Annotated in this window: 21 protein-coding genes; 19 read left to right on the plus strand and 2 right to left on the minus strand. The window is 65.7% G+C overall.

What is annotated here, in order from left to right:
* Window positions 1–64: 64 nt before the first annotated feature.
* The 12 genes from tsaB to trmB all read left to right on the plus strand — a co-directional run bounded on the left by tsaB (window position 65) and on the right by trmB (window position 11031).
* On the plus strand, window positions 65–760 hold the full coding sequence (gene tsaB, locus XH92_RS00175; RefSeq protein WP_194457442.1) for a tRNA (adenosine(37)-N6)-threonylcarbamoyltransferase complex dimerization subunit type 1 TsaB: 696 nt from the start codon (window positions 65–67) through the stop codon (window positions 758–760).
* Window positions 757–1242, plus strand: a complete 486-nt coding sequence (rimI, locus tag XH92_RS00180; protein WP_029082422.1) for a ribosomal protein S18-alanine N-acetyltransferase — start codon at window positions 757–759, stop codon at window positions 1240–1242. Before tsaB ends, rimI begins: the two co-directional genes overlap by 4 nt.
* A gap of 69 nt (window positions 1243–1311) precedes the next feature.
* Entirely contained in the window at window positions 1312–1764 is a 453-nt protein-coding gene (locus tag XH92_RS00185; RefSeq protein WP_050629064.1) for a Fur family transcriptional regulator, read from the plus strand.
* A gap of 5 nt (window positions 1765–1769) precedes the next feature.
* Window positions 1770–2468 carry an HAD family hydrolase gene (locus XH92_RS00190; protein WP_194457443.1) on the plus strand — a complete coding sequence of 233 codons (699 nt, stop codon included), beginning with the start codon at window positions 1770–1772 and terminating at the stop codon, window positions 2466–2468.
* Window positions 2469–2527: 59 nt separating this feature from the next.
* Window positions 2528–3916: a tRNA (N6-isopentenyl adenosine(37)-C2)-methylthiotransferase MiaB gene (miaB, locus tag XH92_RS00195; RefSeq protein ID WP_194457444.1), complete on the plus strand. Its 1389-nt coding sequence runs from the start codon at window positions 2528–2530 to the stop codon at window positions 3914–3916.
* Window positions 3917–3921: 5 nt separating this feature from the next.
* Window positions 3922–4992, plus strand: a complete 1071-nt coding sequence (locus tag XH92_RS00200) for a PhoH family protein (protein WP_371817911.1) — start codon at window positions 3922–3924, stop codon at window positions 4990–4992.
* Window positions 4993–5060: 68 nt separating this feature from the next.
* Entirely contained in the window at window positions 5061–5558 is a 498-nt protein-coding gene (gene ybeY / locus XH92_RS00205; protein WP_194457446.1) for an rRNA maturation RNase YbeY, read from the plus strand.
* 1 nt (window position 5559) lies between these two features.
* Window positions 5560–6672: a hemolysin family protein gene (locus XH92_RS00210; RefSeq protein ID WP_194457447.1), complete on the plus strand. Its 1113-nt coding sequence runs from the start codon at window positions 5560–5562 to the stop codon at window positions 6670–6672.
* Entirely contained in the window at window positions 6669–8282 is a 1614-nt protein-coding gene (lnt, locus tag XH92_RS00215; RefSeq protein ID WP_194457448.1) for an apolipoprotein N-acyltransferase, read from the plus strand. Before XH92_RS00210 ends, lnt begins: the two co-directional genes overlap by 4 nt.
* A 263-nt stretch (window positions 8283–8545) precedes the next feature.
* Window positions 8546–8962, plus strand: coding sequence for a helix-turn-helix domain-containing protein (locus tag XH92_RS00220; RefSeq protein ID WP_021082652.1), 417 nt, complete (start codon window positions 8546–8548; stop codon window positions 8960–8962).
* Between the two features lie 207 nt (window positions 8963–9169).
* Window positions 9170–10294: a M20 family metallopeptidase gene (locus tag XH92_RS00225; protein ID WP_194457449.1), complete on the plus strand. Its 1125-nt coding sequence runs from the start codon at window positions 9170–9172 to the stop codon at window positions 10292–10294.
* A complete protein-coding gene (trmB, locus tag XH92_RS00230) occupies window positions 10291–11031 on the plus strand; it encodes a tRNA (guanosine(46)-N7)-methyltransferase TrmB (protein WP_194457450.1) in 741 nt (246 codons plus the stop codon). The genes XH92_RS00225 and trmB overlap by 4 nt, the downstream gene beginning before the upstream one ends.
* A gap of 71 nt (window positions 11032–11102) precedes the next feature.
* On the opposite strand, the gene XH92_RS00235 is transcribed toward trmB, so the two are convergent.
* Both XH92_RS00235 and XH92_RS00240 read right to left on the minus strand, forming a co-directional pair.
* Window positions 11103–11945, minus strand: coding sequence for a phytanoyl-CoA dioxygenase family protein (locus tag XH92_RS00235; RefSeq protein ID WP_194457451.1), 843 nt, complete (start codon window positions 11943–11945; stop codon window positions 11103–11105).
* Between the two features lie 215 nt (window positions 11946–12160).
* Window positions 12161–13231, minus strand: a complete 1071-nt coding sequence (locus tag XH92_RS00240) for a DUF2336 domain-containing protein (RefSeq protein WP_194457452.1) — start codon at window positions 13229–13231, stop codon at window positions 12161–12163.
* A gap of 347 nt (window positions 13232–13578) precedes the next feature.
* On the opposite strand from XH92_RS00240, the gene rimP reads away from it, so the two are divergent.
* From rimP to rpsO, 7 genes are all read left to right on the plus strand, one after another.
* Window positions 13579–14367 carry a ribosome maturation factor RimP gene (gene rimP / locus XH92_RS00245; protein WP_194457453.1) on the plus strand — a complete coding sequence of 263 codons (789 nt, stop codon included), beginning with the start codon at window positions 13579–13581 and terminating at the stop codon, window positions 14365–14367.
* Window positions 14368–14370: 3 nt separating this feature from the next.
* Window positions 14371–15984: a transcription termination factor NusA gene (gene nusA / locus XH92_RS00250; protein ID WP_194457454.1), complete on the plus strand. Its 1614-nt coding sequence runs from the start codon at window positions 14371–14373 to the stop codon at window positions 15982–15984.
* A gap of 15 nt (window positions 15985–15999) precedes the next feature.
* Window positions 16000–16686: an RNA-binding protein gene (locus XH92_RS00255; protein ID WP_194457455.1), complete on the plus strand. Its 687-nt coding sequence runs from the start codon at window positions 16000–16002 to the stop codon at window positions 16684–16686.
* A 108-nt stretch (window positions 16687–16794) separates the two neighbouring features.
* The gene (infB, locus tag XH92_RS00260) at window positions 16795–19497 is read left to right on the plus strand and encodes a translation initiation factor IF-2 (RefSeq protein ID WP_194457456.1); all 2703 of its coding nucleotides are present in this window, start codon (window positions 16795–16797) and stop codon (window positions 19495–19497) included.
* A 173-nt stretch (window positions 19498–19670) separates the two neighbouring features.
* Complete coding sequence (gene rbfA / locus XH92_RS00265) at window positions 19671–20084, plus strand: 30S ribosome-binding factor RbfA (protein WP_194457457.1); 414 nt, start codon at window positions 19671–19673, stop codon at window positions 20082–20084.
* Window positions 20081–21190: a tRNA pseudouridine(55) synthase TruB gene (truB, locus tag XH92_RS00270; protein ID WP_194457458.1), complete on the plus strand. Its 1110-nt coding sequence runs from the start codon at window positions 20081–20083 to the stop codon at window positions 21188–21190. Before rbfA ends, truB begins: the two co-directional genes overlap by 4 nt.
* Window positions 21191–21192: 2 nt before the next feature.
* Window positions 21193–21462, plus strand: a complete 270-nt coding sequence (gene rpsO, locus XH92_RS00275; RefSeq protein ID WP_050406190.1) for a 30S ribosomal protein S15 — start codon at window positions 21193–21195, stop codon at window positions 21460–21462.
* The last annotated feature ends 156 nt before the right edge of the window (window positions 21463–21618 follow it).

Raw genomic sequence — 21618 nt, forward strand, 5'->3', positions numbered from 1 at the left:
GATCGCGAATAGCGTTCTCCTCCAGCACTCTGTTCGCCATTCCGCATTCGCTATTCGCCCTCCCATGATGATCCTCGCGATCGATACGGCGCTCGACGCCTGCTCCGCGGCGGTGCTCGACACCACCTCCGGCAATACCATCGCGATCGAATCGCAGACGATGCAGCGCGGCCATGCCGAGGCGCTGATGCCGCTGATCGCACGGGTGATGAAGGAGAGCGGCATCGGTTTTGCCGGGCTTGACCGCATCGCCGTCACCACCGGCCCCGGCAGCTTCACCGGCCTGCGCGTCGGCCTCTCGGCGGCGCGCGGCATCGCGCTCGCAGCTTCCAAGCCGGTCGTCGGGCTGTCGACGCTCGCCGCCTATGCCGCGCCCGTGGTTGCCGAGAATGGCGCATCGGCGATCCTGTCGGCGATCGATGCGCGGCACGATCACGTCTATTTCCAACTGGTCGGCGGCGACGGCAGCTTGATGCTCAAGCCGAAGGTCGCGCCGATCGCGGAAGCCCTCGAGGCCGCACAGTTCGGCGCGCTGCATCTGGTCGGCAACGCCGCAAATATCCTCGCCGAGCGCTGGCCTGCGGATGCAGCTCCGCCGGTCAAGGTCGACAGACAGCCCGCGCCCGACATCGCCTGGGTCGCGTGGGTCGGCGCCGCGGTGGATCCCGACACTGCGCCGCCGCGTCCGTTCTATCTGCGCGCCCCTGATGCGAAGCCGCCGAAGGATCGCCTCGTCATCAGCGCGCCGCCAACGACATGACCGGCTGGCTGTCGCGATGGTGGGGCGGCGGCACGCCCGCGGTCGAGCCCGCCTCCCTGCGGGATGCGGCGCGGCTCGCGCAATTGCACGGCGCGTCGTTTCATCGCGGCTGGGGCGAAGGCGAATTCGAGACGATGCTGACCGAGCGCAACACGCTGGTGCACCGGCTGCGGCAGGGCCGCAAGGTGATCGGCTTCGCGGTGTCGCGGATGGCGGCGGACGAAGCGGAAATCCTGTCAATTGCGATCGATTCCAATCAGCGCGGGCGCGGCCTGTCGCGCGATCTGCTGCTGACCCATCTCGGCCATCTTGCCGGCCGCGGCATCCGCACCATCTTCCTCGAGGTGGAAGAGAACAATCAGCCGGCGCGACGGCTCTATGAAAGGGCCGGATTCGGTGTGATCGGCCGCCGCGAACGCTATTACAAGCAGCCCGGCGGGGAACATTTGAACGCGCTTCTGATGCGGCGCGACTTGTCGTAACATCGGCGCGATGGCAGAACAGCGCCCTGCGTTGCCACCCAAGGTTTTGAAGAATTCGGCTCTGGACCCATGACCACGGTGAAAATCCCGCCTGCGCAGAAAAATACCGGCATCGAGGCGCGCTGCGCCGCGACCGGCATGCGCATGACCGAACAGCGCCGCGTGATCGCGCGGGTGCTGGCGGAAGCCATGGATCACCCTGATGTCGAGGAGCTCTACCGCCGCTGCGTGGCGGTCGACGACAAGATCTCGATCTCGACGGTGTACCGCACCGTCAAGCTGTTCGAGGACGCCGGCATCATCGAGCGTCACGACTTCCGCGAGGGCCGCGCGCGCTACGAGCAGATGCCCGAGAGCCATCACGACCATCTGATCAATCTGCGCGACGGCAAGGTGATCGAGTTCACCTCCGAGGAAATCGAGAAGCTGCAGGCCGAGATCGCGCGCAAGCTCGGCTACAAGCTGGTCGATCACCGACTCGAGCTCTATTGCGTGCCGCTCGACGACGACAGCAAGTCGTAAGCCGGGTGAGTTTCGAACTCGTCATCTTCGATTGCGACGGCGTGCTTGTCGACAGCGAGGTGATCTCCTGTCGCGCGCATGCGGACACGCTGACGCGGCACGGCTTTCCGATCACGCCCGACGGCGTGCTGAAGCGCTTCCTCGGTGTGTCCGACCGCGAGGCGCGGCGGATCGTCGAGAGCGAGATCGAACGCGCGCTGCCCGAGACCTTCGAGGCCGAGGTCAAGCACGCGACGCTCAGTTTCTATGCCGACGATCTCAGCGCGATCGCGCATGTCGGCGAGGCGATCGCCGCACTCGATCTGCCGAAATGCGTGGCATCGAGCGGCACGCCGGAAAAGATCCACCACGGCCTGACTTGCGCCGGGCTCTACGACCAGCTCGCGCCGCATATTTTCTCCGCCACCCAGGTCAAGCGCGGCAAGCCGGCGCCCGATCTCTTCCTGTTCGCGGCCACCCGGATGGGCGCCAGCCCGGCGCGCTGTATCGTGATCGAGGACAGCGTGGCCGGCGTCACCGGCGCCCGCGCCGCCGGGATGACCGTGCTCGGATTTCACGGCGGTAGCCACTGCACGGCGGAACATGAGGACATGCTGCGCCAGGCCGGCGCGGCCATAACCTTCGCCGATATGCGCCAATTGCCCGATTTGATCGCCCGGGCCGGCCAAAAACACCGGTCGATCGCTGGATTTTCCTCGGTTTAGGCTATATTTGAGCAACGGCGCCGTGATGGCGCCGTTTCCATTTTCGCACTCAGGGTTCCATGACGACGCCGCGCAAGCTGCACATCAAGTCCTATGGCTGCCAGATGAATGTCTACGATGCGCAGCGCATGGTGGACACGCTGGCCGGCGAGGGCTTTGTCGAGACCGCGAGCGCCGAAGACGCCGACCTCGTGATCCTCAACACCTGCCATATCCGCGAGAAGGCGTCGGAAAAGGTCTATTCCGAACTCGGGCGGCTGCGTGTCGCCAAGGATGAGGCCGCGCGGGCGGGCCGCGAGATGAAGATCGCGGTCGCGGGCTGCGTCGCGCAGGCCGAAGGCGCCGAGATCGTCCATCGCGCACCGACCGTCGACATCGTGGTCGGGCCGCAGAGCTATCATCATTTGCCTGCGCTGCTGAAGCGCGCCGAGGAAAACGGCCGGGCGCTCGAAACCGAATTCCCGGTCGAGGACAAGTTCGGCTTCCTGCCGCAGCCGAAACCGGACGCGATCCGCGCCCGCGGCATCTCCGCCTTCGTCACGGTGCAGGAAGGTTGCGACAAGTTCTGCACCTTCTGCGTGGTGCCCTATACGCGCGGCGCTGAAGTCTCGCGGCCGGTCGCCAAGATCATCGACGACGTGAAGCAGCTCGCCGACAACGGCGTGCGCGAATTCACGCTGATCGGACAGAACGTCAATGCCTATCACGGCGAAGGCCCCGACGGCCGCGTCTGGCCGCTCGGCAAGCTGCTGCAGCGGCTCGCCGAGATTCCCGGCGTCACGCGGCTGCGCTATTCCACCAGCCATCCGCGCGACGTCGACGACAGCCTGATCGCGGCGCATCGCGACTTGCCCGAGCTGATGCCGTTCGTGCACCTGCCGGTGCAATCCGGGGCGGACCGGATCCTGGCCGCCATGAACCGCAAACATACCGCCGATGACTACCGGCGGGTCATCGACCGGTTCCGTGCCGCGCGGCAAGACATTGCTTTTTCATCAGATTTTATCGTCGGCTTCCCGGGCGAGACCGAGGAAGAATTTTCCGCCACCCTCGCGCTTGTCATGCAAATCGGGTACGCTGCGGCGTATTCATTCAAGTATTCGCCACGGCCGGGCACGCCGGCGGCGGAGATGCGGGAGACGGTGTCAGCAGCCGAGATGGACGAGCGCTTGGGGCGGCTTCAGGAATTGATCGACGGCCAGCAATCGGCCTTCAACCGTGCTGCGATCGGCACAATTGTCGATGTGCTGTTCGAGCGCGCCGCGCGCAATCCGGGCCAGATCGTCGGCCGCACCGCCTATCTGCAGCCCGCTCATGTGATGGCGCCACCCGACATCATCGGCCAGGTCCTCCCGGTGAGGATCGACAGCCTCGAGCGCTACAGCCTGATCGGCGAGCTTGCGACGCCCGCAGCGCCGCGCCCTATTTCGCAGACCATTGGAGCCTGAAATCCTTGCCCAAAAGCGCATCGGATTCGTCTTCACTCGCTCCCAGCCGCAAGCCCGACCGCGACATGCAAATGCCACCTGAGACCCGGCCACCTGAGACCCAGGTCGTCATCGATTTCGACGACAACCGTGCCGCATCCGCGCTGGTCGGCCCCTATGGACAGAATCTGGCGCTGATCGAGCGGCGGCTCGGCGTCGTGGTCGATTCCCGCGGCAACCATGTCACCATCGCGGGCTCCCGCGACGGCTGCGATGCGGCGCGGCGCGTGCTGGAGACGCTCTACGCCCAGGCCGTCGCAGGGCACGATCTCGATCAGGGCGAAGTCGAAGGCGCGATCCGCGCCGTGATCGCGCAGGGCTCGCTATTCGAATTCGACAACAAGACCGCCAAGCCGACGTTTGAAACGATCAATCTGCGCAAGCGTCCGGTGCGTGCCCGCACCGCGGCGCAGGATTCCTACATCCGCGCGCTGAAGCGGCATGAACTGGTGTTCGGCATCGGCCCGGCCGGCACCGGCAAGACCTGGCTCGCGGTCGCCCATGCGGCGCAACTGTTCGAGCGCAAGGAAGTCGATCGCATCATCCTGACGCGGCCCGCGGTCGAGGCCGGCGAGCGGCTCGGCTTCCTGCCCGGTGACCTCAAGGAGAAAGTCGATCCGTATCTGCGCCCGATCTATGACGCGCTGTACGACCTGATGGATGCCCGCGTCGTCGAGCGCGCCCTGCAGGGCAACGAGATCGAGATCGCGCCGCTCGCCTTCATGCGCGGCCGCACTTTGACCAACGCCGCCATCATCCTCGACGAGGCGCAGAACACCACGACGATGCAGATGAAGATGTTTCTGACGCGTCTCGGCGAAAACAGCCGGATGATCGTCACCGGCGACCCGTCGCAGATCGACCTGCCGCATGGCCAGGCCTCGGGGCTCACCGAAGCCGTGAAGCTGCTCGACGGCGTCGAAGGCATCGCGCAGGTGCATTTCAAGGCCGAGGACGTCATCCGGCATGAATTGGTGGCGCGCATTGTGGCCGCCTATGAGGGATTGCCGCAAAAGCCGGCAAACGCCAGATCTTGAGACCAATAGCTTCGGCCGCGAGCCCGCGCGATGCGGGTTCCGGCCATAACGCAGATTTTGAAACGAACGTGTCCGCTTTTCCTGCAACCGAGGTTCTCGTCACCGCAGACTGCTGGCAGGCCGAGCCCGACGCCGACGCAGTGATTCACCGCGCCATCGAGGCTGCCGCCGCAATGGCCGATGCCGACGTCGCCGATGCCGAGCTTGCGGTGATGCTGACCGACGATGCCGGGATCCGTACCCTCAACGCCAACTGGCGCAGCATCGACAAGCCGACCAATGTGCTGTCGTTTCCGGCGCTGCAGCCGGAAGGCACCGGCGGACCCGACGACGCCCCGCGCATGCTCGGCGACATCGCGATCGCCTATGAGACGACGCGGCGCGAAGCCGATGAGGAACAGAAACCGTTCGACCATCATTTGAGCCATCTGGCGGTGCATGGCTTCCTGCACCTGATCGGTTACGACCACGAGAACGACGACGATGCCGAGGATATGGAGGCGCTCGAGCGCGATATCCTCGCCTCCCTCGGCATTCCCGACCCCTATGCGGATCGGAACGCCTGACATGCCGGATTCCGAGCCGACCCATGACAATCCGCGCAACGTGAGCAACCTGCCCGCCGTCGTGCATGAGGGCGAGGTGCAGCGCCCAGCGGCCGAAGGCTGGCTGGTGCGCGCGATTCGCACGCTGTTCGGCTGGAAGGCCGGCTCGGTGCGCGACGATTTGCAGGTGGTGCTCGACGCCTCGACGCCCGACGATGTCGGCTTCTCGGCGATCGAGCGCACCATGCTGCGCAACATCCTGTCGCTGAACGAGCGGCGGATCGCCGACGTCATGGTGCACCGCGCCGACATCGTCGCGGTCAAGCGCGACATCCCGCTCGGCGAATTGATGAGCCTGTTCGAGAGCGCGGCGCATTCGCGGCTCGTCGTCTACAACGAGACCCTCGACGACCCCGAGGGCATGGTCCACATCCGCGACCTGCTCGCCTTCATGACCGCGAAGGCGCGCGTCACCGACGCGACCAAGACGAAGCGCAAGAAGCCGTTCCCGGCCGGGCTCGACCTGCGCAGCGTCGATCTCGCGCTGCCGCTGGCGGACGCCCACATCATCCGCAAGCTGCTCTACATCCCGCCCTCGATGCGCGCGATCGACCTGCTGGCGCAGATGCAGGCCTCGCGCATCCATCTCGCGCTGGTGGTCGACGAATATGGCGGCACCGACGGGCTGGTGTCGATCGAGGATATCGTCGAGCAGATCGTCGGCGAGATCGACGACGAGCACGATTCCGACGAGCCGCCGTCCATCGTTCGCCAGCCGGACAACTCCTTCATCGCCGACGCGCGCGCCAGCCTCGACGATGTCCGCTCGGTGATCGGCGAAGACTTCGTCACCGGCGAGGCCGGCGAGGAGGTCGAGACGCTGGGCGGCTATCTGGTGTCGTTCGTCGGCCGCCTGCCGGTGCGCGGCGAGGTGATCTCGGGGCCCGGCAATTACGAGGTCGAGGTGCTCGACGCCGATCCGCGCCGGGTCAAGCGCGTGCGGATCACGACGCGCAAGGAACGGCCGGCGCCGCGCAAGGAACGCGAGCGGCGCCGCGAGCAGGCACCGGACTCCGGCAACCCGCAGGCGAGTGACAACATGCCGCCGCCCGGCGAGGGAGCCGGTCCGCAGTGAGGCTCTCCGACAAGCTCCGATCGATCGGCCTTGCCGTCATCCTGACCTGGGGATGGAAGCGCGCCGTGCTCGCGGTCGGGGCCGGCGCGTTGTCGTCGCTCGCGATGGCGCCATTCAACGCCTGGCCGGTGCTGTTCCTGACGTTTTCCATCGCGGTCTGGCTGGTCGACGGCGCTGCCGCCGGACGCTGGCGCGGTGTGCCTGCCGCGGCGCTGTCCGGCTTCTGGTTCGGCCTCGGCTATTTCGTGCCGGGACTGTACTGGATCGGCTACGCCTTCTTCGTCGATGCCGACACCTTCGCCTGGTTGACGCCGTTCGCGGTGCTCGGCCTGCCCGCCTACCTCGCGCTGTTCACCGCCTTTGGCTTCGCGCTGGCGCGGCTGCTCTGGCCGCGCGACGCTTCGCGCGTGCTCGCGCTGGCGGTCGGCCTGACGATCTCGGAATGGCTGCGCGGGCACATGCTGAGCGGCTTTCCCTGGAATGCGTTCGGCTACGCGCTGACCGAGCCCCTGGCGCTGGCCCAGACCGCGTCGCTGATCGGGCTGTGGGGCATGACGTTCCTCAGCGTTGCGATCTTCGCAAGCCCGGCCGTCTTGATCGACGGCGCCTCGCGCGGCCGCAAGCCGTGGCGCGCGCCGGTCGCTGCGGTGCTGGTTCTCGCCGCGATGCTGGCGTTCGGTGCGGTCCGCCTCTCGCAGCAGCCGACCAGCATGGTCAGCGGCGTCAAGCTGCGCATCATGCAGCCCGATCTGCAGCAGGACGCCAAGTTCAACTACTCCGCCAAGGCGGCGGTGATGCAGAAATATCTCACATTGTCGGATCGCGCCTCCGGGCCGCATTCGACCGGCGTGAGCGACTCCACCATCCTGATCTGGCCGGAATCCGCGTTTCCGTTCTTCCTGACCAAGGAAGCCGACGCGATGGCGCAGATCGCCGACCTGCTGCCGAAGGGAACCGTGCTGATCACCGGTTCGGTACGCGCGCCCGATCTGCCGCCGGGCGTCCGCGTCACGCGCGCCTACAATTCGATCTACGTCATCGACCATGACGGCAGCGTGCTCGCGGTCTACGACAAGCTGCACCTAGTGCCGTTCGGAGAATATCTGCCGTTCCAGGACTGGATGGAGAAGATTGGCTTCGTGCAGCTCACCAAGGTGCAGGGCGGCTACATTCCCGGCACGATCCGCCGCCCGCTCGACGTTCCGAATGCGCCGCGCGCGCTGCCGCTGATCTGCTACGAGGCGATCTTCCCCGGCAATGTCGTCAGCCGCGACGATCGTCCCGGCTGGATCGTCAACGTCACCAATGACGGCTGGTTCGGCATCTCGACCGGCCCCTATCAGCATCTGCAACAGGCCCGGCTGCGCTCGATCGAGGAAGGCCTGCCGCTGGTGCGCGCCGCGAATACGGGCATCTCGGCCATCATCGACCCGCTCGGGCGGATTGTCGCCCAGCTCGGGCTCGGCATCGAAGGCGTGCTCGATGCCGGCCTGCCGGCGGCCATCGCCCCGACGATTTATGCGCGTGTCGGCAACATCCCCGCCGCAGTGATTGTGTTAGTTGCCCTCGCAATCGTCTTGCGGAGGCGTTTTATCAGGCGAAAGCCCTGACGGCGCTTATCGCCGGTTGTCACACGAACCCGAAAAAGTGTCGAAATTTACCTCAGTGTGATTCCACCTGTTGACAGATCGACCGTGCACTTCGCATTGTACGGGTCCACGCGAAATCACAAGCCAAGTCAGCCCCTTTGCGCAAATTGTCCGCATTTCGTCCCGATCCTCCTTGCAGGATTTGACGGCACCGGCGCCTGAGGCATACTCCACGTCCAACTTGCCTCACCCCCCGGGCGCGCAATCCCTTAGGAGAGTTGGAAATGTCCACCAAAGCGCCCAATCCTGTTGACAAATATGTCGGCAGCCGTGTCCGCATGCGACGCATCATGCTCGGCATGAGCCAGGAAAAACTGGGCGAGGCGTTAGGCCTGACGTTCCAGCAGGTGCAGAAATACGAGAAGGGCACCAACCGCGTCGGCGCCAGCCGGCTGCAGCAGATCTCCGAGATCCTGCAGGTGCCGGTATCTTTCCTGTTCGACGGCGGCCCAAGCGGCGTCAAGACCGCCGACGGCTTCAGCGAAGGCTCCTCGCCGGCCTATGTGTCCGATTTTCTGGCAACCGCCGAAGGCCTGGCGCTGACCCGCGCATTCACGCGGATCGCGGACGCCAAGCTCCGCCGCAGCATCGTCGAGCTGGTCGAGCAGATCGCGGCACGCGAGGCGGCCGAACAGGTCTGATCCGGCCATATCCGTTTGAGAGATCGTCAAATCTGGAATATGTCATTCCGGCGCACGCTAGGGCACGGCGAGATTTGTTGAATCGTCGCCGCGCTTTAGCCCTTTGTTTGTGCATGATCTTTCCGGAAAACCACTTCACGCTTTTCCGGATCATGGTTCGGCGCGTGCGCTGAATGACAACGCGAATTCACAGGCGACGGCAACAGCATGTCCAGCAATCCGTTCGAAACCACTGGGATCCTCGATGGCATCCGCCGCTGGGTCGAGATCGAATCGCCGACGGAGCGGCCGGACCAGGTCAACAGACTGGCCGACCTCGTTGCCTCTGAATATCGGGACCTGCCGGCCACCGTCGACCGCGTTGCGGGACGCGATGGCTGCGGCGATCACCTGGTCACGCGCTCGTCCTGGGGGCAGGACGCGCCGGGCATTCTGGTGCTGAGCCATCTCGACACAGTTCATCCGATGGGATTCATCGAACGGTTACCATTCAAGATCGAAGGCGACAGCGCGTTCGGCCCGGGCATCTACGACATGAAGGGCGGCGCCTATCTCGCCTACCACGCGTTCCGGCGGATCTGCGCCGATGACGCGCGCCCGCCGCTCGGCATCACCCAGCTCTACGTCTCGGATGAGGAAATCGGCAGCCCGACCTCGCGCGCGCTGATCGAGGCCGAGGGACGCAAGGCCAAATACGTGCTGGTGACCGAGCCGGCGCGCGACGGCGGCAAGATCGTCACCGGGCGCAAGGGCGTCGCGCGCTTCGACGTCGCCATCAAGGGCGCACCGGCGCATGCCGGCACGCGCCCCGAAGACGGCCGCAGCGCGATCCGCGAACTCGGCAATGTGATCCAGACGCTGGAGGCGATGAACGACCTCAAGCGCGGCGTCACCGTCAATGTCGGCGTGGTGCGCGGCGGCACCAAGCCGAACGTGATCGCCGAAGAGGCTTACGCCGAAGTCGACATGCGCGTGCCGACCATGGCCGACGCCGACGAGCTGGTGCCGAAGATCCTCGGGATCACCTCGCGCACCGACGGCGTCACCGTGAAGGTGACCGGGGAATTGAACCGCCCGCCCTATGAGAAGAGCAACGCCGGCGCCGCGCTCTACGAACACGCCAGGGAGCTTGCAGGCGAGCTCGGCTTCGAGCTGCTCGATGTGTTCACCGGCGGCGGCTCCGATGGCAATTTCACCGCGCCGGATACCGCAACGCTCGACGGCCTCGGCGTCGACGGCAAGGGCGCACACACCCATTACGAGCAGCTCTACATCTCGTCGATCGAGCCGCGCGCGCGACTGCTCTACCGGCTCTATCAGACGCTGCGATGACACCGGCTCCGAACGACAGCGACGATCGCGATTCTTCCGATGACGGCGCGATGGCCCATTCGCGCGGCTCGTTCTTCGGGCGGCGCAAAGGCCACAAACTGCGCGCGCACCAGGCCGACCTGATCGACACCCTGCTGCCGCATCTTTCAGTCGACATCTCGGCGGCCGCGCCCGCGGCGCTGACCGAATTGTTCGATGACGGCATCGAGAATGTCAGGCTCGAGATCGGCTTCGGCGGCGGCGAGCATCTGATCGCGGAAGCGCAGGCATTTCCAAAGACCGGCTTCATCGGCTGCGAGCCCTATGTCAACGGGATGGCCAAGATCCTGACCCAAATCGAGGCGCACAATATCGGCAACATCCGCCTGTTCGCCGGCGACGCCGCCGAGCTCCTGGCCTGGGCGCCTGCGCGTTCGCTGACGCGCGTCGATTTGATTCATCCCGATCCCTGGCCGAAGCGGCGGCACTGGAAACGGCGCTTCGTGCAGGATGCAACGGTTGCGGCGATGAGCCGGCTGCTGCCCCCGGGCGGCGAATTCCGCTTCGTCTGCGACATCGACGATTATTGCGCCTGGACGCTCGCGCATCTGATGCGCTCGCCCGATTTCGCCTGGCTCGCCGAGCGCGCGATCGACTGGCAGCAGCCGTGGCCGAATTACACCATGACGCGCTATGGCGCCAAAGCCGAGCGCGAAGGGCGCAGGGCAGCGTATCTGCAATTCAAGCGCTTGCCTTGATGCGTCATTCCCCGGTGCGCAATTGCGCACCTGAGGGCGTGCGAAGCACGGGCCCGGAATGAAGAAAAATACTATCCCTGCCCCATCATCCGCGCCTTCCTGACGTCGGTCGCCTCCCACACCATGCGCTTGCCGCGTTCGCGACCGAGCAGCTCGATCGGATCGTGATTGTCGATGTGACCGAACTGGCCCTTGTAGACGCTGTAGCCGCACAACTCCTGCAAGCGGCGCGGAAAGCGGGCCGCGGTCTCGCGCGGAATTCCGAGCTGCAGATTCTCCTGCTGGCGCATCCAGCCCCAGCAATAGGCGCAGGAGAACGCAAAGCGCCTGGCATCGCTGGTGTTGGCGCCGCCGCCATGCCACAGCGCGCTGTCGAACAGCATCACGCTGCCCGCCGGCATGATCGCGGTGACGGCGTCGTATTCCTTGCCGTACTCCGGCGACGAATCGAATTTGTGGCTGCGCGGAATGATCCGCGTCGCGCCGTTGTCGTCGCGGAAATCGGACAGCGCCCAGATCGCATTGATCGTGATCGGAATGTGCGGCCGCGGCAGCGGGATCAACTGGGTGTCTTCGTGGATCGGCTGCGCCTCCTGGCCGGGGCCGAGCACCAGCGAACAGAACGACGACAGCAGGCATTCCTTGTCGAGCACGCGCTCGACCACCGGCAGCGCGTTGTCATGCAGCGGCACCTCCCAGAACAAATCGTCATAGGTCAGGAGGTTGTTGATACGCAGCGTCTTGAAGCCTTCGAACGAGGTCCGGGCGAGGCCGAGATTGTGCTCGCTCTCGATCCGCTCTACCGCCGCCTTCAATCCTTCGACCAGATCCGGCGAGGCGGCGCGCTCGATCACGGTGTATCCGTCGTCGCGGATCCGCTCGGCGTGCGATTGAATGTCGGCGTCCGTCAGCATGGCAATCTCCCCGTCGGCGCCGTGTCGCGCCTTGCGCAAAGCATAGCGGAACGATTTTGGGTTTGGGAAGTGCGCACTCTGATCCGTCATGCTGAGGAGGCCGCAAAGCGGCCGTCTCGAAGCACGACGGCCCGGCTGCAACAGCGTGGCCGTGCATCTTTCGAGACGCGCTACGCGCTCCTCAGGATGACGGAATGAAGAGTCCCCTTGCGTACCTAGCGCGACTTCCAGAAATCCACGACGCGCTGCGCGGTCGACGGCATCAGGCGGACGAAGTTCACCCGCGCGCCTTCGATATCGGCCGGCGACGGCACGCGGTTCGGCCCGAGGCGCATCAGGATCAGGGCGCGCACGGTCGGCCATTCGAAGCCGATCGTCTTGCTGGCGATCAGGATCGGATCGTAGCGATCGCCGGCGATCAGGCGATCGAGCGTGACGATCTTCACGCCGGTCATCGCCGCGAGCGCCGCCACGCATTCCTCGTATTTGAAGGCCTTTGCGAAGCCTGCCACCGCGGCCTCGTTCAATTCGCCGGCGCGATGCAGCGCCAGGATGGTGCGCTGCGCGGCCGCGAAATCGCGGCCCTCGACCTGCGCGACGACGCCTTCGATCTCGTTCAGCGCCAGCTTGATCTCGGCCTGCCGTTCCGGCTTGGCAACGACGTGCAAGCGGCGGCGGATCACGTCGATCGAGCCGGCCAAGAGGCTCTTCAGATGCACGGGCGGAAGATCGTCGCGGCGGCCGATCCGCAAGGTCAGCACGCCATCCTGGCCGGCGCGCCGCACCAGCGTTGTGAAGGAAGCGTCCGAGAACGCCGCGCCGGCATTGCCGGCCGCGCATCGGATCACATCGCGATCGCCGCGACGGACGATGACATCGGTCAGCGCGGTCGAAAGCTTTGACCGCTCGGCCATCGCCAGCAGATGGCCCTGGCCCTTGGCATTGGCGATCTCGACCAGCACCTTTTCGTCAATCACCGGCGACTGGCGCAGCACCGGCCCCGCGATCGCGACCTCGTCCTCGCGGGCGAGTTGCCCGACCAGATGCCGCGGCGCATTGGCGAGCGGCGCGAGCCGTTCGGCGAGATCGATCCGCGCGGCAAGATCGGCATGCGGGACCAGACTGGTCAGCACCCCGTCAAACAGGTCGATATGATCGGGGCGGAAGCTTGCGGCGCCCTGCAGGAACAGCTCCCCGAGCCGCCGTGCGGCCTCGGCACGGCGCCTGGGGTCGCCGCGGCGAACGATATCGTCGAGTTCCGGGATCAGCGCGGGGGCTGTCGTCATGAGCCTTGTCCAACCGGCGAGTTCTGCCGATTTTCGGCAATCTATGGCCCCGTTCGTAAACGGAGGGTTAGGTCAAAGCTGCACTCCCCGGCGCCCGCAAAATTGCCTTCCGGTAGGCTCGGAGGCCTTGCCGGACCCCGGCAAAAGGGCTATATCCAGCGCAACTTATGGTATCTCATACGATCGCGTAGGAGAGTGGGCCCCCCGGGACCCGCTCTTTTTTATTACCTGACGGGACCCAGCGAGGCCGGATCCGGTTTGGGTAGCGTTAGCGGCCCCTTAAGGCCATCTGAACAACACAACAGACCTCAGACAAGCTTAGATCTAGACAGCCTTTGACACTGGATATGACCGATCCGACCGCCACGCCCGTGGACACCGAACTGCTCGCCGAGCCGCGGCTCGTCGTCGAGCCCGGGGTCGCGGCGCGCGTCGCCGCGGTCGCGGTCCCGGTGCTGCAGGGCATGGGCTATCGCCTGGTGCGCATCAAGGTCTCGGGCGACGCCGGCTGCACCGTGCAGATCATGGCCGAGCGCCCCGATGGCTCGATGCAGCTCGAGGATTGCGAGGCGATCTCGCGCGCGCTGTCGCCCGTGCTCGACGTCGCCGACCCGATCGAGCGCGCCTACCGGCTGGAAATCTCCTCGCCCGGCATCGATCGCCCGCTGGTGCGCCGCTCCGACTTTGAGCGCTACACCGGGCATCTCGTGAAGATCGAGATGGCGGTGCCGCATCAGGGCCGCAAGCGGTTCCGCGGGCTGCTCGCCGGCGTCGAAGGCGATGCGGTGCGCGTCAAGCGCGACGATCCGCGCCCGACCGAAGACGCCGAGGTTCTCCTGGTCATGGAGGACATCTCGGACGCGAGGCTAGTGCTGACCGACGAGTTGATCGAGGAATCGATGCGCCGCGGCAAGGCCGCCGAGCGCGAGCTGCGCCGCGAACTCGGCCTCGCGCCGCCGCAGCCGGCCCACGCCAAGAACAGCGATCCCGCGAAGAGCCAGAAGCCGAAACCCAAGCCTGGTGACAAGCCTGCTCACAAGCCCGGCAAGAAGCCGGCTCCGACCAACACCAAAAAGCACCGCCTGGCGGCCGAGCGCGCGCGCCGTGGCGAGATCGATCCATTCGAAGGAGACTAAGCCATGGCAGTCAGCGCCAACAAACTCGAACTGCTGCAGATCGCAGACGCAGTTGCGCGCGAAAAGTCGATCGACCGCTCCATCGTGATCGCGGCGATGGAAGACGCCATCGCCAAAGCCGCCCGCGCCCGCTACGGCAGCGAGACCGACGTCCATGCCGAGATCGACGCCAAGAAGGGCGAGCTGCGGCTGACCCGCCACATGTTGGTGGTCGATGTCGTCGAGAACTCCTCGAACCAGATTTCGCTGCAGGATGCGCAGCGCGCCAATCCGGGCGCCCAGGTCGGCGACACCATCGCCGACACGCTCCCGCCGCTGGAATATGGCCGCATTGCCGCACAATCCGCCAAGCAGGTGATCGTGCAGAAGGTGCGCGAGGCCGAGCGCGACCGGCAGTACCAGGAATTCAAGGACCGCATCGGCGATATCGTCAACGGCATCGTCAAGCGCGTCGAATACGGCAGCGTGATCGTCGACCTCGGCCGCGGTGAAGCGATCGTGCGCCGCGACGAGATGCTGCCGCGCGAAGTGTTCCGCAACGGCGACCGCGTCCGCGCCTATATCTTCGACGTCCGCCGCGAGACCCGCGGTCCGCAGATCTTCCTGTCGCGCACCCATCCGCAGTTCATGGCGAAGCTGTTCGCGCAGGAAGTGCCGGAAATCTATGACGGCATCGTCGAGATCAAGGCGGTCGCCCGCGATCCCGGCTCGCGCGCCAAGATCGGCGTGATCTCGCGCGATTCCTCGGTCGACCCGGTCGGCGCCTGCGTCGGCATGCGCGGCTCGCGCGTGCAGGCCGTGGTGAACGAGCTGCAGGGCGAGAAGATCGACATCATTCCGTGGTCGCCGGACATCGCGACCTTCGTCGTCAACGCGCTGGCGCCGGCTGAAGTCGCCAAGGTCGTGATCGACGAGGACCGCGAGCGCATCGAGGTCGTGGTTCCCGACACCAACAACCAGCTGTCGCTGGCGATCGGCCGCCGCGGCCAGAACGTCCGCCTCGCCTCGCAGCTGACCGGCTGGGACATCGACATCCTGACCGAGCAGGAAGAATCGGAGCGTCGCCAGGCCGACTTCGAGAACTCGACCCGCGTGTTCATGGAAGCGCTGAATGTCGACGAAGTCGTCGGCCAGCTGCTCGCTTCCGAAGGCTTCACCTCGGTCGAGGAACTCGCGCTGGTCGATGTCAAGGAACTCGCCGGCATCGAAGGTTTCGATGAGGAGACCGCGACCGAGCTGCAAACCCGCGCCCGCGAATATCTGGAACAGCTCGAGGCCGAGCTGGAAGCCAAGCGCAAGGAACTCGGCGTCGAGGACGCCATGAAGGACGTCCCCGGCATCACCGGCAAGATGCTGGTGAAGCTCGGCGAGAACGACGTGAAGACGGTCGAGGATCTGGCCGGCTGCGCCACCGACGATCTGGTCGGCTGGACCGAGCGCAAGGAAGGCGGCGAGCCGACCAAGCATGCCGGGTTCCTCGATGGCATCGAGATCTCGCGCGACGAGGCCGAGGCCATGATCATGCAGGCCCGCCTGAAGGCCGGCTGGATCACCGAAGCCGACCTCGCCAAGCCTGCCGAGGAGGCCGAGGCCGCCGAAGCAGAAACGGCGTCGTAAGGAGATGCCCCACGGATGCTCGCTCAGGCTGACCCCGATCTCGACGATGGGCCGCGGACGCAAAAGTCCGCGACCACGCGGATGTGCGCGGTCAGCCGCGAGGTGCGTCCGATCGACGAGCTGATCCGGTTCGTCGTCGCGCCCACGGGCGAGGTGATCGCAGATCTCAAGCGCAAGCTGCCGGGCCGCGGATTATGGGTTTCCGCATCGCGGCGCAGCGTTGCGGAAGCGGTCCGTCGTCACCAATTTAGCAAGGGATTCAAGCACGATGTCCGCGTCGCGCCGACCCTTCCCGCCGACACCGAGGCCCTCCTGGTCCGCAGCGTCACCGAGGCCCTGGCGATGGCCGCCAAGGCCGGTCAGGTCGTCGCGGGCTTCGGCAAGGTCGAGGACGCACTCAACCGGAACGAAACTGCAGCCCTGATCCACGCTTCCGACGGCGCAGCCGACGGAATCCGCAAATTGGACGCGATCGTCAGGCAAAGGGGCGAAAAACGTGGTGAATCGCCGGTAATCGCCGTCGTCAATGTTTTGACGTCGGAAGAATTGGATTTGGCACTTGGGCGGTCAAATGTGATACATGCTGCGCTGCTCGCGGGCCCGGCGAGCAAGACGTTCCTGTCGCGCTGCCAGATGCTGGTCCGATACCGGATGGCCGACGACGACAAGACCGCCGAAGCGGCCAGAAATTCCAGAGCCTGATCCAGGAAGGCGGATGCCGTCTTTCCGACCGGATCATGCTCAGCAAACGACGACACGTTGAAGGATTTGTGCGGCAAACGCACAGCGAAACGAGATTAGGACTGCTGAATGGTTGATACCAAGACCCCTGGCGACAAGACTTTGAGTGTCCCGAGCAAGACGTTGTCGCTGAAGCCGCGCGTCGAGACGGGCACCGTGCGCCAGAGCTTCAGCCACGGCCGGACCAAGCAGGTCGTGGTCGAGAAGCGCGGCAAGCGCCGCGTCGGCGGCGACGGTCCCGGCGAGGCGCATGCGCCGGAACCCGTGGTTGCAAAGCCTTCGGCGCCCGCGCCCAGGCCGCCGCAGGGCCGCCCTGCGGGCCCGGCTCCCGGCCAACAACAGCGCAACACCCGCTCCGGCGTGGTGCTGCCGACATTGACTGAAGACGAGCGTTCCGCGCGCGCCAGCGCGCTGGCCGACGCCCGCCAGCGCGACATCGAAGAGCGCCGCCAGGCCGAAGAGGAAGCCAAGCGCCGTGCCGTCCGCGAGGCTGCCGAGAAGGCAGAGCGCGAGGCCGCCGAGGTCCGCCGCAAGGCGGAAGAGGAGCGTCACCGCCACGAGGAAGAGGCCAAGCGCAAGGCCGAGGTCGAGGCCAAGCGCCGCTTCGGCGAAGGCGAGGCCAAACCCGGCGCGGCGCCCGCCGCTGCTGCACCGGCCAGGCCCGCGACACCCGCACCCGCATCCGCTCCGGCCGCCCGTGCGCCCGCTGCCCGCCCGGCGACCACGACAACCGCGCGCACACCAGCCTCCGCGCCGAGGCCGGCGGCGGTTGCGGCCGGGCCCGACGAAGACGAGGGTCCGCGCCTGGTACGCCGCCCCGGCGGCGCCGTGCGCCCCGCCGCGGCTCCGAAGACCACCCACAAGCCCGGTCCGCAGAAGGAGCGCGGCCGCCTCACTCTGACCACTGCGCTCAACGCCGATGACGTCCGCGAGCGCTCGATCGCCTCGTTCCGCCGCCGCACCCAGCGCCTGAAGGGGCATGCGTCGAACGAACCCAAGGAAAAGCTGATCCGCGAAGTCACCATCCCGGAAGCGATCACGATCCAGGAACTCGCGAACCGCATGTCGGAGCGCGCGGTCGACGTCATCCGCATGCTGATGAAGCAGGGCGCGATGCACAAGATCACCGACGTGATCGACGCCGACACCGCGCAGCTGATCGCCGAAGAGCTTGGTCACAGCGTCAAGCGCGTTGCCGCGTCCGACGTCGAAGAGGGCCTGTTCGACGTCGTCGACAATTCCACCGACACCGAGCCGCGTTCGCCTGTCGTCACCGTCATGGGTCACGTCGACCACGGCAAGACGTCGCTGCTCGACGCGCTGCGCCACGCCAACGTGGTATCTGGCGAAGCCGGCGGCATTACCCAGCATATCGGCGCCTATCAGGTGCTGTCGCCCGAGAGCGGCACCAAGATCACCTTCATCGACACGCCCGGCCACGCCGCGTTCACCGCGATGCGCGCCCGCGGCGCCAAGGTCACCGACATCGTCGTGCTGGTGGTCGCGGCCGATGACGGCGTGATGCCGCAGACGATCGAGGCGATCAACCACGCCAAGGCGGCCAAGGTGCCGATGATCGTGGCGATCAACAAGATCGACAAGCCCGATGCGCGGCCCGAGCGCGTCCGCACCGAACTGCTGCAGCACGAGGTGCAGGTCGAATCGCTCGGCGGCGACGTCGTCGACGTCGAGGTTTCCGCCAAGAACAAGACCAATCTCGACCGCTTGCTCGAAATGATCGCGCTGCAGGCCGAAATCCTCGATCTGAAGACCAACTCGGAGCGTCCGGCAGAAGGCACCGTGATCGAGGCCAAGCTCGATCGCGGCCGCGGTCCGGTCGCGACCGTGCTGGTACAGCGCGGCACGCTGCGGATCGGCGACATCATCGTGGCCGGCGCCGAGATGGGCCGCGTCCGCGCGCTGATCTCCGACCAGGGCGAGAATCTCGAAGAGGCCGGCCCGTCGGTGCCGGTCGAGGTGCTCGGCTTCAACGGTCCGCCGGAAGCCGGCGACCGCCTCGCCGTCGTCGAGAACGAAGCCCGCGCCCGCCAGGTCACCAGCTACCGCGCGCACCAGAAGCGCGAGAACGCGGCGGCCTCGATCTCCGGCATGCGCGGCTCGCTCGAGCAGATGATGTCGCAGCTCAAGACCGCGGGTCGCAAGGAGTTCCCGCTGATCGTGAAGGCCGACGTGCAGGGCTCGCTGGAAGCGATCCTGGGCTCGCTGGAGAAGCTCGGCACCGACGAAGTCGCCGCCCGCATCCTGCATGCCGGCGTCGGCGGCATCTCGGAGTCCGACGTCACGCTGGCGGAAGGCTTCAACGCCGCGATCATCGGCTTCTCGGTCCGCGCCAACAAGGAAGCGGCCGCCGCAGCCAAGCGCAACGGCATCGAGATCCGCTACTACAACATCATCTACGACCTCGTGGATGACATCAAAAAGGCGATGTCCGGCCTGCTCGCGCCGACGCTGCGCGAAACCATGCTGGGCAACGCGCAGATCCTGGAAGTGTTCAACATTTCCAAGGTCGGCAAGGTCGCGGGTTGCCGCGTCACCGACGGCACCGTGGAACGCGGCGCCAACGTTCGCCTGATCCGCGACAACGTCGTGGTGCACGAAGGCAAGCTGTCGACGCTGAAGCGCTTCAAGGATGAAGTGAAGGAAGTGGTCTCCGGCCAGGAGTGTGGCATGGCATTCGAGAACTACGGCGACATGCGTGTCGGCGACGTGATCGAATGTTACCGCATCGAGACGATCCAGCGCTCTCTGTAAGTCCAAATCTTACGAAGAGCAGATCTTGCTAAGCGTTGGGTCCATTTAACTGAAAATGCGACGGCGTGGCCGGACTTTGGTCCGGCCACCAGCGCATTGTCTGATTGAAAGCAAAGCTAGGACATTGATGCCCGCGGCCACGGCCTGCGGGCGCGACGGTTTTGGAAAAGGTCATGTCCCGTCAAAAGAAGAGTTCCAGCCCAGGCGGCTCGCAACGTCAGCTGCGCGTCGGCGAAACGGTTCGCCATGCGGTTGCCGAAATTCTGTCACAGGGTGAGGTCCACGATCCCGATCTCGAAGGCCACATCATCACCGTTCCCGAGGTGCGTATGTCGCCGGACCTGAAGCTCGCGACGATCTACGTGATGCCGCTCGGCGGCCGCGACACCGAGACGGTGATATCAGCGCTCGAGCGCAACAAGAAGTTCCTTCGCGGCGAGATCGCGCATCGCGTCAACCTGAAATTTGCACCCGACATTCGCTTCCGCGTCGACGAGCGGTTCGACGAGGCGGAGCGCATCGAGAAACTACTGCGGACACCTGCGGTGCAGCGAGACCTTGCACCCGATTCGGACGACGAGGAATGACTGTGATGACGACCAACAGCGTGATCGACGCGAAGAATACCGACGCGCGCGACGCTGAGCGGGATGCTTTTGCCGGGCAGCGCAGCGACGATGCGCGCCGCACCAACAACGACCCGCGCCAGAAGCAGGGCAGGCAGAACCAGCAGCCGCGCCGCGACAAGCGCGACGTCCATGGCTGGGTGGTGCTCGACAAGCCGATCGGGATGACCTCGACGCAGGCGGTCGCCGTGCTCAAGCGCCTGTTCCAGGCCAAGCGCGCCGGGCATGCCGGCACCCTCGATCCGCTCGCCTCCGGCGGGCTGCCGATCGCGCTCGGCGAAGCCACCAAGACGGTTCCGTTCGTGATGGACGGCCGCAAGCGCTACCGCTTCACGGTGTGCTGGGGCGAGGAGCGCGACACCGACGACACCGAGGGCCGGCCGGTCCGGACCAGCGAGAACCGGCCGACCGCCGATTCGATCCGCGAGCTGCTGCCGCGCTTCACGGGGGTGATCGAGCAGATCCCGCCGCAATATTCGGCCATCAAGGTCCAGGGTGAGCGGGCCTATGATCTGGCGCGTGACGGCGAGACCGTGGAACTGAAGCCCCGCCCGGTCGAGATCCACGAATTAACCCTTGTGGAACACGGAGATAACGGACAATCCGTGTTCGAGGCCGAGTGCGGCAAGGGAACCTATGTCCGGGCCCTGGCCCGCGATATGGGCCGGATTCTGGGCTGTTTCGGCCATATCTGCGCCCTGCGGCGGACCCTTGTGGGCCCGTTTACCGAACGGGACATGATTCCGCTGGAACAGTTGGAGGCTTTATGCAATAGAGCCGCGTCTGGCGAGGGCAGCCTCGCCGACGCGCTTTTGCCCGTTGAGACCGCGCTGGACGACATCCCGGCACTGGCCGTCACACGGGCTGATGCGGCAAGGCTCCACAGGGGCCAGGCCGTTTTGTTGCGCGGACGGGATGCGCCCAATACTAGCGGCACAGTCTATGTCACGGTGGCAGGCCGGCTTCTCGCGCTTGCTGAAATTGGCAATGGCGAACTCATCCCCAAGCGCGTGTTCAACCTGAACGGACTGACTGCCGGTCCGGCTCGCAACAATGAAAGTAACTGACGATGTCGATTACCGCAGAGCGCAAAGCGGAAGTCATCAAGACGAATGCCACCAAAGCCGGCGACACCGGCTCGCCCGAGGTCCAGGTCGCGATCCTGTCGGAACGCATCAATAACCTCACCGAGCACTTCAAGAGCCATGTGAAGGACAACCATTCACGCCGCGGCCTCCTGAAGCTCGTGTCGACGCGCCGCTCCCTGCTTGACTACATCAAGCGCAAGGACGAGGCGCGCTACAAGGCGCTGCTCGAGAAGCACAACATCCGTCGTTGATTTGAGAAGCACGCGCGCGAGGTTCGCGCGCGTTTTCGCATGGTCGTCCGTGAACTCGGGCTTTCGAATTGTCGAAAGAGGATCATGCGCAACAGCATGGCAATCGCGCCATGCACACTAGCGTCCAGCAGCAATCCGGCCGCTGGACCGGGCAAG

This window comes from Bradyrhizobium sp. CCBAU 53421, assembly GCF_015291625.1.
Classification (GTDB): domain Bacteria; phylum Pseudomonadota; class Alphaproteobacteria; order Rhizobiales; family Xanthobacteraceae; genus Bradyrhizobium.

Excerpts from the sequence above, each read along its gene's own strand:
- XH92_RS00185 (WP_050629064.1), top strand. The coding sequence starts at position 1,312 with ATGACCACGGTGAAAATCCCGCCTGCGCAGAAAAATACCGGCATCGAG.
- truB (WP_194457458.1), top strand. The coding sequence starts at position 20,081 with ATGACTGTGATGACGACCAACAGCGTGATCGACGCGAAGAATACCGAC.
- rpsO (WP_050406190.1), top strand. The coding sequence starts at position 21,193 with ATGTCGATTACCGCAGAGCGCAAAGCGGAAGTCATCAAGACGAATGCC.
- XH92_RS00255 (WP_194457455.1), top strand. The coding sequence starts at position 16,000 with ATGCTCGCTCAGGCTGACCCCGATCTCGACGATGGGCCGCGGACGCAA.
- XH92_RS00235 (WP_194457451.1), bottom strand. The coding sequence starts at position 11,945 with ATGCTGACGGACGCCGACATTCAATCGCACGCCGAGCGGATCCGCGAC.
- miaB (WP_194457444.1), top strand. The coding sequence starts at position 2,528 with ATGACGACGCCGCGCAAGCTGCACATCAAGTCCTATGGCTGCCAGATG.
- trmB (WP_194457450.1), top strand. The coding sequence starts at position 10,291 with ATGACACCGGCTCCGAACGACAGCGACGATCGCGATTCTTCCGATGAC.
- rbfA (WP_194457457.1), top strand. The coding sequence starts at position 19,671 with ATGTCCCGTCAAAAGAAGAGTTCCAGCCCAGGCGGCTCGCAACGTCAG.
- infB (WP_194457456.1), top strand. The coding sequence starts at position 16,795 with ATGGTTGATACCAAGACCCCTGGCGACAAGACTTTGAGTGTCCCGAGC.
- nusA (WP_194457454.1), top strand. The coding sequence starts at position 14,371 with ATGGCAGTCAGCGCCAACAAACTCGAACTGCTGCAGATCGCAGACGCA.
- XH92_RS00210 (WP_194457447.1), top strand. The coding sequence starts at position 5,560 with ATGCCGGATTCCGAGCCGACCCATGACAATCCGCGCAACGTGAGCAAC.
- rimP (WP_194457453.1), top strand. The coding sequence starts at position 13,579 with ATGACCGATCCGACCGCCACGCCCGTGGACACCGAACTGCTCGCCGAG.
- XH92_RS00240 (WP_194457452.1), bottom strand. The coding sequence starts at position 13,231 with ATGACGACAGCCCCCGCGCTGATCCCGGAACTCGACGATATCGTTCGC.
- rimI (WP_029082422.1), top strand. The coding sequence starts at position 757 with ATGACCGGCTGGCTGTCGCGATGGTGGGGCGGCGGCACGCCCGCGGTC.
- XH92_RS00225 (WP_194457449.1), top strand. The coding sequence starts at position 9,170 with ATGTCCAGCAATCCGTTCGAAACCACTGGGATCCTCGATGGCATCCGC.
- tsaB (WP_194457442.1), top strand. The coding sequence starts at position 65 with ATGATGATCCTCGCGATCGATACGGCGCTCGACGCCTGCTCCGCGGCG.
- XH92_RS00220 (WP_021082652.1), top strand. The coding sequence starts at position 8,546 with ATGTCCACCAAAGCGCCCAATCCTGTTGACAAATATGTCGGCAGCCGT.